Annotated in this window: 14 protein-coding genes; all 14 read right to left on the bottom strand. The window is 44.0% G+C overall.

Annotation, left to right across the window (positions count from 1 at the left end; genetic code table 11):
* Nucleotides 1–3: 3 nt before the first annotated feature.
* A complete protein-coding gene (locus IPM44_01260; GenBank protein QQS27185.1) occupies nucleotides 4–2,871 on the bottom strand; it encodes an isoleucine--tRNA ligase in 2,868 nt (955 codons plus the stop codon).
* A 65-nt stretch (nucleotides 2,872–2,936) separates the two neighbouring features.
* Nucleotides 2,937–3,209 (bottom strand): hypothetical protein, encoded by a 273-nt coding sequence (locus IPM44_01255; protein ID QQS27184.1) that lies wholly within the window; start codon nucleotides 3,207–3,209, stop codon nucleotides 2,937–2,939.
* Between the two features lie 41 nt (nucleotides 3,210–3,250).
* Complete coding sequence (nrdR, locus tag IPM44_01250; GenBank protein ID QQS27183.1) at nucleotides 3,251–3,715, bottom strand: transcriptional repressor NrdR; 465 nt, start codon at nucleotides 3,713–3,715, stop codon at nucleotides 3,251–3,253.
* Nucleotides 3,716–3,736: 21 nt separating this feature from the next.
* Entirely contained in the window at nucleotides 3,737–5,290 is a 1,554-nt protein-coding gene (gene ftsZ / locus IPM44_01245; protein QQS27182.1) for a cell division protein FtsZ, read from the bottom strand.
* Nucleotides 5,291–5,497: 207 nt separating this feature from the next.
* The gene (gene ftsA / locus IPM44_01240; protein ID QQS27181.1) at nucleotides 5,498–6,736 is read right to left on the bottom strand and encodes a cell division protein FtsA; all 1,239 of its coding nucleotides are present in this window, start codon (nucleotides 6,734–6,736) and stop codon (nucleotides 5,498–5,500) included.
* A gap of 114 nt (nucleotides 6,737–6,850) precedes the next feature.
* Entirely contained in the window at nucleotides 6,851–7,609 is a 759-nt protein-coding gene (map, locus tag IPM44_01235; protein QQS27180.1) for a type I methionyl aminopeptidase, read from the bottom strand.
* Nucleotides 7,606–8,148, bottom strand: a complete 543-nt coding sequence (locus IPM44_01230; GenBank protein QQS27179.1) for a nucleoside monophosphate kinase — start codon at nucleotides 8,146–8,148, stop codon at nucleotides 7,606–7,608. The genes map and IPM44_01230 overlap by 4 nt, the downstream gene beginning before the upstream one ends.
* Nucleotides 8,145–8,504, bottom strand: coding sequence for a diacylglycerol kinase family protein (locus IPM44_01225; GenBank protein QQS27178.1), 360 nt, complete (start codon nucleotides 8,502–8,504; stop codon nucleotides 8,145–8,147). Before IPM44_01225 ends, IPM44_01230 begins: the two co-directional genes overlap by 4 nt.
* Nucleotides 8,492–8,956 (bottom strand): rRNA maturation RNase YbeY, encoded by a 465-nt coding sequence (gene ybeY / locus IPM44_01220; protein QQS27177.1) that lies wholly within the window; start codon nucleotides 8,954–8,956, stop codon nucleotides 8,492–8,494. The genes IPM44_01225 and ybeY overlap by 13 nt, the downstream gene beginning before the upstream one ends.
* Nucleotides 8,953–9,402 (bottom strand): GatB/YqeY domain-containing protein, encoded by a 450-nt coding sequence (locus IPM44_01215; GenBank protein QQS27176.1) that lies wholly within the window; start codon nucleotides 9,400–9,402, stop codon nucleotides 8,953–8,955. The genes ybeY and IPM44_01215 overlap by 4 nt, the downstream gene beginning before the upstream one ends.
* A gap of 6 nt (nucleotides 9,403–9,408) precedes the next feature.
* Nucleotides 9,409–9,621, bottom strand: a complete 213-nt coding sequence (gene rpsU, locus IPM44_01210) for a 30S ribosomal protein S21 (protein QQS27175.1) — start codon at nucleotides 9,619–9,621, stop codon at nucleotides 9,409–9,411.
* Nucleotides 9,622–9,663: 42 nt separating this feature from the next.
* The gene (locus tag IPM44_01205; protein QQS27174.1) at nucleotides 9,664–11,841 is read right to left on the bottom strand and encodes a bifunctional (p)ppGpp synthetase/guanosine-3',5'-bis(diphosphate) 3'-pyrophosphohydrolase; all 2,178 of its coding nucleotides are present in this window, start codon (nucleotides 11,839–11,841) and stop codon (nucleotides 9,664–9,666) included.
* Nucleotides 11,825–13,513: a single-stranded-DNA-specific exonuclease RecJ gene (gene recJ, locus IPM44_01200; protein ID QQS27173.1), complete on the bottom strand. Its 1,689-nt coding sequence runs from the start codon at nucleotides 13,511–13,513 to the stop codon at nucleotides 11,825–11,827. The genes IPM44_01205 and recJ overlap by 17 nt, the downstream gene beginning before the upstream one ends.
* Nucleotides 13,514–13,535: 22 nt before the next feature.
* On the bottom strand, nucleotides 13,536–13,709 hold the full coding sequence (locus IPM44_01195) for a hypothetical protein (GenBank protein QQS27172.1): 174 nt from the start codon (nucleotides 13,707–13,709) through the stop codon (nucleotides 13,536–13,538).

Genomic DNA, 13,709 nt, shown 5'->3' with positions numbered 1-13,709 from the left:
CAGTCAGCCCTGCTTGGTTATGCCAATTTTGATATTTTCTCCCACAAGTTTACCTTCTGAAATATAGTCCGCCCCCTTAACGCTAGACGCCAAATCTACTCCAAGCACCTCAGTAAGTATCATATCCCTAAATGACGTAATAGCCAGGTTCATCGTGTCATCTGCCTCAAGCGCTAGGTGAATTCTGTCATCAATCTCCAGGCCAGCATTTTTACGGGCTACCTGGATTAAACGGATAATATCTCGCACAATCCCCTCTTGACGTAGATTTTCGGTGATATCTGTATTAATTTCTACCTCTAAAACATCTCCTGCCAGTATTTTCACCTGCTTCACATTCAGCTCTTCGGCAATAATTTCCTCTAACTGCGTGCTAAGTTTAGTTGATACAGTAACCGTAACCGACTGAAGGGGTTGGCGCACTTTTATTCCAGCCGATGCGCGCTGGGCTAAGCCGGCCGTCACTGCTTCTCGGACAATTGCCATATGTCTGATAATATCTTGATCTGTGTATTCTGGAGTGGGCCACTCTGCCAGATGTACCGACTGCTCAAGCTTACCGTCAGATACTTCCTGCCAAACATCTTCTGCAATAAAAGGGGCCCACGGAGCAAATAGCTTTGCAGTTTGCAGTAAGACACAGTACAGCGTTTGGTAGGCTTCCATCTTATCGCTATCATCTCCACTCTTCCAGAAGCGACGACGGCTACGACGCACATACCAGTTAGATAAATCATCTAAAAAGATCGTCAGAGACCGAGTTAAGGCCTGTACATCGAGCGCATCGGCCAAATTGGTAACTTCTTTAATCGTCGCGCTAAGTCGGGCTAAAACCCACCGATCAAGTGTATGACTCACACTTGGACGAGTCAAACTATTATTCGATTTAAAGTTATCAACTTTTGCATACATTGAATAAAATGTTTGTACATTTTTAAATCTCTGAATTACATTTCGTTGTGCTTCCAGAAGGGATTTTTGATTAAACACGGCAGTTTCGCCAGAAACTAATGGTGTAGAAAATAGGTAAAACCTCATCGCATCAGACCCAAACTGATCAAATGTTTCCGTATTTTCTGGATAGTTGCCAAGTCGCTTACTGAGCTTGCGACCGTCACTACCAAGTAAAATTCCGTGTGCTAAGGCCTGCTTAAAAGCCGGCTTGTCAAATAATGCCACGCTCATGACGTGCAATGTATAAAACCAGCCTCGTGTTTGACCAACATACTCTGTAATAAAATCGGCTGGATGACCAGACTCGAACAACTCCTTATTCTCAAATGGGTAATGCACCTGAGCAAAAGGCATAGATCCAGATTCAAACCAACAATCAAACACGTCCTCGATCCGTCGTGCTATTTTACCCGAATCAGTCTTAATCTCAATCGCGTCAACTGTAGGGCGATGTAAGTCTTGCACTAAATCTGGATTAACTGCTCGTCGGCGTAATTCTTCAATTGAGCCAATAATAACCACCTCTCCATCTTCAGTTTTCCAAACTGGAATTGGCGCGCCCCAATAACGCTTACGGCTAATATTCCATTCCCGAGCATTTTCTAACCACTTACCAAATGCACCCTCTTTAACGTGCTCTGGATGCCATTCTATCTTCTGATTCGCGCTTAATAGCTTGTCTTTTATTTTTGGCACATCAACAAACCAAGCGCTCATCGCACGATAGATAATCGGTACATCAGTCCGCCAACAATGTGGATATTTATGCGTAATCATGGCTTTACTAAAAAGCTTTTTACTCTTCTCGAGATCGGCTACGATTTCCCCGTTGGCGTCAAAGACCAATCGACCAACATAATCTTTTACCTCATCGGTAAAACGACCATCATCATCAACTGGGCTAGCTATCAAAACCTGCTCTTTTTTGCCAAGCCAATAATCATCTTCACCGTGCCCTGGTGCTACATGCACTACCCCTGTGCCCTCGCCAGTCTCAACAAATTCTGCAGACACGACCCTAAATGCCCTATCCTGACCTTCAAAATACGGGAATAGTGGTGCATATGTCAGTCCCACCAAATCCGCCCCCACAAACTTCTTACCTCGCTGATAGCCTGCTAGCTCTTCTTGGTAACGCTCTAGGGCAGCTTCAGCTAAAATTACCACATCATCATCTTTACGCATTTCAACATAGGTAATTGACTGGTTTACTGCCAAAAGCATATTGGCCGGCAGAGTCCAGGGAGTTGTAGTCCAACCTAATAGATTACGCCCATCAACCAAGCTAAATCGTACCGTAGCCGTTAAGTCATCGCGATCTCGATAGCTATCATCCTGTCGAGTTTCAAAATTTGAAACTGCAGTCTGAGCACCATAGCTATACGGCACCACTCGCTCGCCCTCATATATCAGGCCCTTTTTATATAGTTCGGAAAAAGCCCAAAGCACCGACTCCATGTAGTCTTGATCCATAGTTCGATAATCATCAGAAAAATCCACCCAACGACCAAGCCGGCTAACATATTCGTGCCATTCACCCGTAAAGCGCAGTACCGAATCTCGACAGTATCCAACAAATTTCTCAATACCATACTCTGCGATGGCTTTCTTGCCAGAAATACCTAACTCCTTCTCGGCCAGAAGCTCTGGTGGTAGCCCATGGCAATCCCAACCAAATCGGCGAGGCACATATTTTCCACGCATTGTTTGGTAGCGTGTTACAGCGTCTTTAAGGCTTGAGGTGAGGATATGACCCAAATGTGGTAGTCCATTAGCAAACGGTGGGCCATCATAAAATACGAAGCGATCTTGCCCCTCACGCTGAGCTACAGAGCGAGTAAAAATATCATTTTTCTGCCAAAAAGATAATATGCGCTCTTCTTCTTGTGATAGCGCTGATTTATGATACTTATTCATATCTGTTATTGTAGCTCTTTCGCCCTGTTTTCGGCAATACCCCCTTACTAATTCTAAAGAGTTAGCTAACTACGCGACTGATAATAATAACTAATATCAGTTAATGATGGCTTAGTGTGTTGCCATAGTGCTACTGGTGCACCATCATCACGGATAATCAATACTGCAGGAGTCTTCACAATCTGATAGGCTTCCATCTGACCAATTGAGTCTCGGCTGGTTGTATCGCGTAGCTCTATCGCATCTTCACCAAATTGACTACGAGCATCACTAATTAATCGGCTAAATTCACGCCCTTCTAATACTGTATCTGGCTTACCGTAAAATATTACTTGCATTACTTTATATAATACGCATAAAGCTTAACTTTTTTCTAGCTTTATTGGCTTTTTCGTTGTCGCTTAATCTGCTGTAGGGCTTTCTCAAAGCTCTCAATACTGGTAAATCTTCTGTATACACTAGCGAATCGCACATACGCCACATCATCTAGTTCCGCTAAGTCTCGCATCGCCAGCTCACCAATACCGCCACTTGTAATTTCGGTCTCACCAAAACTGTACAGTTCTCGCTCAATTTCCGATATTAACTTCTCAATCCGCTCTGAGTCCACCGGACGCTTCTCACAAGCCCGATAAATACCAGTAGCTAATTTATCATGATTGTAGAGCTCTCGCTCACCGTTTTTCTTTATCACGAGCAAGCGTGGCAACTCTAGCCTCTCATAAGTAGTAAAGCGGTGGCTACAATTCTCGCATTCACGACGACGACGTATCGACCCAGAATCCTCGACATCACGAGACTCCATCACCCGACTATTATTTGATTTACATTGCGGACAACGCATTTGCTACTCCTAACGAATGCCCTACTTAGTATCTGTCGGCTCCGTTACCTCAATAATGGAACTCTCCAGCTTTACCCCCTTGCGAAGATATGCGGGCTTATCAAAGTCATCTTCTTCCGCCGCATCAAAACTGGGTGAAAGAGTTTCAACTATAGTTTTAGGGTCCTGTTCGGACGCGCTAGATGGCCTCTTGGAAGCAATTGAGTCAGATGTTGGCGGCTCAGTTGATTCTTGATCAAATGGTCGAATTGGCTCATCAAAAAGTGATGACGTGAGGGTGTCAGAATCTTCCTTCGGTCTATTTTGGTTATTTTCTGGCTCAGATGATATTAGAGGCTCCCTATTAACCAACACATCATTACGGACCCTAGGACCATTGGTCACCAATGTTGATAGCGCATCTTCTTCTGGGGTTAGCTCAGACACCACCGGTGGAGACGGCTGAATACCGGAGAATCCTAAGTCTGACTGGCTAGTAACCGGTTCCAGCGGTACGGGTGTACCCATCGCAACAGGTGCCTCTTCTTGCTCGGCCTCATGCTCATCTGCTAGATCACCCACACTACGCTGTCCAATTGGCTGTGGTACACCACCAAACAAAGCCCCACCGCGCTCACCGCGCTCTGCCTCAAAGCCAGTCGCAACCAAAGTAACTTTTATCTCATTATTCATATTCTCATCAATAACCATTCCCCAAATTATATTGGCGTCGGTATCAACATTATTGTGCACCAATTGGGCAGCTTCCTCTATCTCATGCATACCCATATCTCGACCACCAGTAAAGTTAATCATTACACCTTTAGCGCCCTGGATTGAAACCTCCAACAGCGGGCTATCAATCGCCTGCTTAACAGCATCTACAGCTCGATTATCTCCATTGCCTACACCAATCCCCATAAGTGCCGATCCGGCATCGCGCATAATCGCCTCAACATCGGCAAAATCAAGGTTAACTAAACCATTTACCGTAATCAGATCTGAGATACCCTGAACTCCTTGACGAAGAATATCGTCAACCGTCGCAAAAGCATCCAAAAGTGATGTCTTGCGATCAATAATTTGGAGTATACGATCGTTTGGAATAACAATTAAGGTATCTACCTTTTCTTTGAGTCGTTGAATTCCTTCTTCGGCTATCTTACGACGACGGTCGCCTTCAAATTTAAAAGGCCGAGTCACAATACCAACAGTAAGTGCGCCAATATCTCTGGCTATCTGGGCAATCACTGGAGCTGCCCCGGAGCCTGTACCACCACCTTCACCAGTAGTAATAAAGACCATCTCAGAATTTTTTAATGCAGCATAAATCTCGTCTTCATTTTCTTCAGCAGCCTGAGCGCCAATTTCTGGGTTAGCACCAGCACCAAGCCCTCGAGTCGTCTCTTTACCAATATGTATCTTCTTATTGGCCTGACTGTAATGCAGAGCCTGAGCATCGGTATTAATAGCAATAAACTCAATACCGCGGATTTTTGATTGAATCATGCGGTTTAGTGAGTTACCGCCACCGCCACCGATACCGATCACTTTTATACGAGCAAATGCTTCAATCTCTGGTAAAACTTCTGCCATTTAGTACCCTTCCTTATTTGCTTGATTGAACGACCCACATCGCCAATCCTTGCCACACCCATATATTACTTGTGGAATACACTCCACACTTGCCCACAGTATAAATGCATTATTCATATAAAGTCAAATATTGTATTCATAAAATTCTGCTGTTATATTCTGGATACAATATTTGTTCTATACAGTGTTTAGTTTTATAGTTACAGTTTAGGATCTAGGTATAAAACCCTTAATTATAGACTGAACCTTACTAAACGCTTGGCCAATTCTATCATTAATATTGTGCCCAGTTTGTGGCTTTTCTAAATCTTCAAGCATCATACCAATAGCTGCCGTATAGGCCGGATCTTTAACGCGATCAATGATTCCACTAATAGAATGGGCGTGTCCGGGGGCTACCGGCATCTTTAAGCTTTGCTCCATATATGTAGATAAATCCCTAAGCTTTGATCCTCCACCAGTCAGGACTACTCCGCTTGCCAGCATAGTTGGTCCACCATCGGCTTTTTTAAGCTCCCTACTAATGATGTCACAAAACTCCGCTAATCGAGCTTCAATAATTGTATTCAGCTCTCTCGCCAATATTGTGCCACGAATACCGACATCTGATAAATCATGCTTAGTGGTATCTTTTGATTTTGGCTTTTGAGCAACTCCAAACTGACATTTAATTTTTTCTGCATTATCCATCGTAATGCGCAATGCGTGACTTAAGTCTTTAGTAATATGATTACCACCCAGAGGAATAATACTAGTATAGGTAATCTTGCCTTCCTCAAAAATTGCTATTCCAGTTGTTTCCGCGCCAATGTCTATCAAAACAACACCCAATTCTTTCTGTCGCTTGGTGAGGCATGCTCGAGCCGAAGCTAATGGATCAATCATATATCCATTAGGGGTAACGCCGGCTCTATGTACCGAATCATCAAGGTTTTTCATAGCAGATATAGCAACAGTTATGACATGTGTCTCAATTTCTAGGCGCGTACCAGTCATTCCGTATGGGTCGCTAATTCCCCCTTGTCCATCCACTACATAAGATCGTGGAATAACTCGCAATATTTCCCTATTCGCATCCAGCGAGATTGCCGATGCTGCATCTTCAGCTCGCGCCATATCCTCTCGACTTATCTGTCGGTCAGCTCGACTCACAGCAATTACACCACGAGAGTTCAGACTTTGAACATGACTTCCGCCAACCGAGACACTAACTCGCTCTATTGCAGTTCCGCTCATTCGTTCAGCATCTTCAAGTGCAGTGGTAATAGCACTGACTGTATCATTTAAGTCAACTACAACCCCTCGCTTTACCCCCGTAGTAGTTGATGATCCGAGTCCCATAATTGCAATATCAGGTCGATCATGCTGAGCAATACCAACCACGCAGGCCACCTTAGAGGTACCAACATCAAGCCCAACATATGTCGCTTCATGCTTTCCGGCCATCAATACCCTCCTGTAGATAAATGAAGTATTCTTGCATACAAAAATTGTATACTAGTATGAACATAAAGTGCAAATTATGTATACGATTAAATTATGAATACTTTTTTTATTCTTTTAGCTATCTAGTGATGTTAAAATTTCGTATCCATTATCTGTAACAAGTACCGTATGTTCAAATTGTGCCGCAATTGATCCTGTCTGAGTCATCCAGGTCCAACCATTATCAGCAAGATACATTTCATGGTCTGCTAGTGATACATTAGGCTCCAATGCTACAGTCCAGCCAGATTTTAACCTTTCGCCAACACCCTTCATACCATAATTAGGAATAGTTGGCTCCTCATGTACATTATGCCCCACACCATGCCCACAAAGCTCATATACAACCTTCAAATCATACCGGTCGCACGTAGCTTCCACTACAGCCCCCAGATCACCAATATGCACGCCATCTTGAACTAACTTGATTGCCTCATCTAAAGCCTTTTCCGTACCCTTTAATAGACGAGCCTGATCTTCCGTCGGCTTAGCCCCCAGAACAAAACTTCGACCAGCGTCGGTAATCATACCATTATACCGAACCCCAAAATCAAAGTGCACCAAATCACCAGCTTCCATCACTCGACTACCTGGTATACCATGAGCTATTTCATCATTAATAGAAATACAAATTGCCCCAGAAAACCCCTGATACCCCAAAAAGGCCGCTTCAGCATCATGCTTTTTAAGTAATTTACGTGCCATCACATCAATATCTCCAGTCGTCATGCCAACCTTTGCTTGATCTATAAGGTCAGCTAAAATGACCGCCAATATCCGGCCACTTTTACGCATATCTAAAATCTCTTGTGCAGTCTTTACCTGTGTTCTCATGTCTTCTCCTCGCCTAATACTCTCAAGACCCTTGCATACACATCTTGAATCGAACCTGCGCCATCCACATAGTGCACTTGAGCCGACTCACCCAATAAATCGATCGCCTGTGATACATCCTCTTGATATATTTTCAGTCGAGCTTGGATAGCTGTCGGCGTGTCATCAGCTCGCCCACGTCGTGACAATCGGTTATACACCTCTTCGTCGCTAATATTAAGAATAATTAGGTCTATTCTTTCAGGTGGATTCTTTTCTAATTGTTGCTTCAGCCAGTCAGCCTGATCTCTATTTCTCGGAAAACCATCGAGAATTATACGTTGATGGCCAATCCTCTCTAAATAAGTCGCAATAAGCGGAAATAACACATCTCCACCCACCAACTTGCCAGCCCTCAACATTTCTGCCAGATCTTTATTGGCTTGACCTACCTGACGCAGTAATTCTCCAGCTCCAACCAACACAAACTGCTTTTCATCTACCAATAATTTTGCCTGAGTCCCCTTACCAGCCCCTGGCTTACCAAATAGTACTATCATTTATTAATTAACCTCACTAAGGCTGGCAAATAGATGCAGGCTGCAACAAAAATAGCCGCAATTGCAGTTACTAAGACACCGCCGGCGGTCATATCTTTAACTACTTTTACTACCTGGTGGTTTTCGGTCGTCATCGTATCTAATGATTTCTCAATAGCCGTGTTAACCACCTCTGCAAAAAACACCAAAGCAATCATTGCAATCACTAATGCAAGCTCTAACCACGTGATATGCAAGAGCAAAGCAGTAATGAGAGCTAATATTGCTGCAGCTAAGTGTATTTTTGCATTTCTCTCTCTAGAAATCACCATACGTAAACCACGTATGGCATGACGAAAACTTACTAATCCGACCATAATGATACCGGCTTCAGCCCTCCTACCTCCATAATAGCACGAGTATCGGCCTCAAATTGCTCTTTTTCCCTCCGACCAGCGTGATCCTTGCCGGCAATATGCAATAAACCGTGCACAAATAATGTCATGCACTCCACTCCAAACTCAACCTTATGTTTGTCGGCGTTGTCTCGCGCTACATCTTCACAAATAACTATCTCGCCAATAATCTTATCGCCAGATTCTCCTACTAGGGGCGGGTTATAGTTAAATGATAAGACATCTGTTGACTCATCTTTTTGCTGATGCACTCGCACCAACTCAAGCATATCTTCTGTACTGACAAATTGAACTAATATACCACCTAGTAAATCGAGTTGGACATGATTAAGCCAGGCTTCAAACAATGCCTTAAGCTGTTTTTGCTGAATTTCTAACGGTAATTTTTCAGGTATAAATAATTGTGAGCTCATGAAGATTTTTGTAGCTCTTCACGAACCATTGCTGCTAAAGCCGCACCATCCACCGCTCCAGAAAACTTCTCTCGTACTTGAGCTATAACCTGCCCCATTGTAGCCGAGTTATCATCCGCATCAGTAATCGCCTGACGTACAGCCTCCCGCATCTCTTCAGTAGACACTTGGTCTGGTAAATATTCATCTAAAATTTCTAACTCCGCCCGTTCTTGCCGTACTAAATCATCGCGACCAGCCGCTTCATACTGAGTAATTGAGTCGTGCCGCTTTTTTGCCTCTTTCTGGAGAACTGCCAGCATTTGCTGCGGGGTTAGATCACCCTTAACTTCAATCTCCTGGTTCTTCAAGGCAGCTTTTACTAAACGCAAAACCTGGACACGTATTTCATCACGAGCCTTCATTGCTTCTAGCAGGTCAGTTTCGAGAGTTTGGTCCAGGCGCATTGTAGATTAGCCCCGAAAAGCAAAAGCTTCTCGAGTCTTTTGCTCTTTGCGAATACGCTTGCGAATTGCAATCTCACGCTCAGCCCGCTTAGTAAGAGGCTTTTCATAGAATTTCTTCCGACGAGCCACTGTCATCAATCCAGACTGAGTCACTTTCTTATTAAAGCGACGAATTAAACTCTCTAATGATTCTTCTTCTTTGCGTTCAACTTGTAACATAGACTTCCGTATAATACCAGATTATAAGATGCAGTACAAGTGTTAACGCTTAGAACTCACAGAATGCTCAACAGCTGTTACACCAGGTATCCGCTTAAGTGCCCTCAAAAGAGCTGGCAACTTATCCATCCGCACTAACGCCAGCGAGACGTCAAATTGCACCAATTGCTGCTGTGTTGTCTCTTTTATAGAGCTGGCATGCGCATCAAAAGCATGCAAGTGCTGTGAAATAGCTCGTAGTATCCCAGCTGTCATCTCGGGCAAACCAAATATACGTATATGATCCGATGATTCATAGTACCAATAAGCTGGCACACAGCGATCCAACTGTCTAGATATCTCCGAACAAGTTTTTAGATGTATACGAAAAACACCAAGTCGACTCACAAACCCAACAACTTCTTCGGGGTACCGCGGGGCACAACAACCAGCTCGTGAGATATGCTGTCGTTCAATACCCGGGATTAACGGTACGGGTCGAGCTGTGCGTGCCCTACGTATTATAGTATTCATAAATTTTGGTCGCCGATGAATTACCGATGACTTAAATAATAACTCTCGTAAAACTTCACTTGGCTGGAATGTACCTTCACCAAGAGCAGTAAAAAGCTGAGCCTCATCATCATACTTCATACGCCTAATCACCTCTTTGCGTAGTCCTAGCTTGTATTCACCCCAAGTTGCGTGCTTCTGACTGGTCAAATATTCATCGAGTAACTCTCTGCCCTGCTGCTCTTCTGCGGAACGATCAGCTAATAAAAACCAATTTTTTATCTGAGTCCGCGCTTTTGCTGTAACTACAAAGCTTAACCAGTCTCGGCTGGGATTGGGTTCTTTCGAAAAAGCAAATATTTCTACAATATCGCGATTCTCCAATGGCTGTTCAAGCGATGCAATTCGCCCATTAACTTTTGCCCCGCGACATGATAGACCCAACTGAGTATGGATTTGAAATGCAAAATCAACCGGCGTAGCACCACGAGGTAAATCATATAAATCGCCTTTTGGTGAGAATACAAAAATACGCTCATTAAATAAGTCTAGCTTAAATCCCTCCTGTAGCTTACTATTATCTGTTAATTGTTCTTGCCAATCGAGTAAATTTTGTACCCATTTATATTTCTTGGAAATTGCTGGTGTCCCACCGCTTAAATAGGCTTGAGTATTTTTTTGTCCATCATAGTGAAAGTGTGCCGCTAAACCATGTTCGGCATAATCATGCATGAGTGCTGTACGAATCTGCACTTCAAAAATATCCCTATTACCTAACACTGTTGTATGAACCGACTGATACCCATTGGGCTTTGGTACGGCAATATAATCCTTAATGTAATGTGGTAGCGGAGAATAAAGGCTATGAATAATACCTAATATCCGATAGCAATCCTCTATTTCTTTAGTAATGATGCGCATCGCAATCAGATCACGAATGCGGGTAAAGTCATTATCATACTTCACAAGCTTGCGGTGTAGGCTATAGAGGTGCTTAACTCTGAACTCGATCTTGGCTTCTATATCCTGACTATCTAATTGTTCTTGAATTTTTGGTACCACCCTCTCTAACGCCTTACGACCTCGCGCAATTTTTAGTGCAGCCTCCTTTTTGAGCACTCGATATTTATCTGGCTCGAGAACAGCAAAGGCCAAATCCTCCAGCTCGGCTTTCACATCACCCATCCCAAGTCGATCGGCAATCGGGGCATAGATATCTAGCGTTTCTCGAGCTATCCGTATCTGCTTATTATGCGGTAACGCTTTGATAGTTCTCATATTGTGCAATCGATCAGCCAATTTTACAAGAATAACTCGAACATCTTTTGCCATTGCCACCAGAAGCTTACGGATATTTTCTAATGACCGAGTACTATCAAGTTCTACGCGGCGATCACGCATTTGGCTGATCTTTGTAACGCCATCGACAATGCGCGCAACATCTAAGCCAAATTCTCCTTCAATTTCTTGTAATGTCACCGCCGTGTCTTCAACGACATCATGCAGTAAGCCTGACTGAACCGTTGGCGCATCCAGCTGCCAAGAAAATAAGATTTGTGCCACCGCTACCGGATGAGAAATATAAGCCTCTCCAGTTTTGCGCTTTTGGCCAGAGTGGGCTTTTTTTGCTAAACGATATGCCGACTCAATCGATGTACGCTCTTTTTTTGTAAAACGCTTCATATCTCGAATAGCCACTAAACTACCTGTCTCAGCCGACATCGTCATACTCCACTAACTCTCTTGCGTCCAAAACTTCTAATTGCGCCCGTCTAACGCCCTGCCACTCATTGGCGCGAATGGCTAGTAAAAGCTCTATCTCTACACCAACCTTAAGAAATGGCCACTTGCTAGCTGCTTGAAAGGCAATTGCCCGCTGACTCTGGCCTTCAATATCAAAAAATAACTGAGCATGATCACCAGTTTGACCAACAGGTTTAACTTGGGTCAGTCTAGTCTTAAGATAGAAAATTGGTGCGGGGTTCGACTGCCCGGTTGGCTCTAAAGTCTCGAGTTGATCCAGGCCTTCTTGAGATATAAATCCAGATTCTAGCCACAAATCTGCAATAATTTCCCGTTGCATCTTACTAGTATCGTCGGCATCAAGATTATTATTAAGAGCCGTGCGGAATTCATCAATTTTATCGGTTCGCAAGGTTATGCCAGCAGCAGCCTGATGTCCACCATACCGTTCCAATAAAGGCGCCTGCTTGCGAATCGCATCGATAATTGAAAAAGTCCCCACACTACGCGCCGACCCCTTGGAAAACTCTCCTTCTTCCTGCAAGATAATTGTTGGTTTACCAAAACGTTCAGCCACTCGACTAGCCACCAAACCAACAACACCATGTGTCCAATCCAGACTAGACAATACTAAAATTTGATCAGTCGAATATTGTTCGGACTCCTTATAAGCTGCGGCCTGTATCTGTTCTGTCGTATTTCGCCGCTCACGATTAAGCTCGTCTAAATGCTCGGCCGCCAGATAGGCTTGATCATACTCTGTAGCCTCCAGTAACTCCAGCGCCACCCGAGCATGCTCCAGGCGTCCTGCAGCATTCAAGCGAGGGCCAAACCGAAAGCCAAAATCGCTGGCTGACAAGCTATCTAGCGATGTGTTGCTAACCTTAGCTAAAGCCCTAATACCGGCTCGCCTACTACGACGCGCAACTTGCAAGCCATAGCTCGCAAGCACCCGGTTCTCTCCAGTTAGAGGTACAACATCACAAATTGTCCCCAAAGCTACTAAGTCGAGTAGCCATTTCTCTTGCCCGAAAGGCATTTTTTCCAAATTACGACTCTGCAAGGCTCGCACCAGCGCAAAAGCCACCCCCACTCCGGCTAGCGAACATTCCTTGTATTTATTTTGTTTACGCAGAGGATTAATAAGCGCCACTGCGCCACTTGGCTCAACTTCCGGTACGGCATGATGATCGGTTACGATAATATTTAAACCATCATTAACTGCTTCAGCAATTGTATCCGTCGCCGATATACCACAATCGACAGTAACTATCGTATCAGCACCTTGAGCATGGAGCTTTTTTAGTGCTTGTGCATGCAAACCATATCCTTCTTCAAATCGATCTGGAATATAACTCGTTACGTCAAAACCAAATTGAGTTAGGGCATCCTTCAATAGAGCTGTAGCGGTTAGTCCATCGATATCATAATCTCCATACACCACCACCCTACCCTGACGCTGATGAACCAACATCAAATGATCAATCGCAAGCTTCATATCAGGTAAATCAAAAGGATCGCCAAGTGCTGTATAGTCGAGTTTAAAATAGTCCTGTATCTGTACGCCACGTGACTGCGCAATTGTAGTTGCCAATTCTGCAACCTCCACATGGGTAGAATCGGGTATATGCCAATGCAATTTCTCTTGTTGCTCCATCAGGAGCCATTATAACTTATTGCTACCTAACGAAATAGGAGTGGCCAGAACGAGACTGAAAGCCAATTGGGCGCTCCGAGCGGTATGAACGCACTGAACGAATCATTACGGCACTATGATTCGCGCCAGACTGAGCCTCATAACGACGTAAATCTCGAATAATTTTTTTGATCGTAAGCTGACTTTTTTTCATCAT

The sequence above is a fragment of the bacterium genome, from assembly GCA_016700035.1.
In the GTDB taxonomy this organism is placed as follows: Bacteria; Patescibacteriota; Saccharimonadia; order CAILAD01.
Note: the sequence above shows the minus strand (reverse complement) of the source record. Positions and strands in the feature narration are given on the sequence as shown.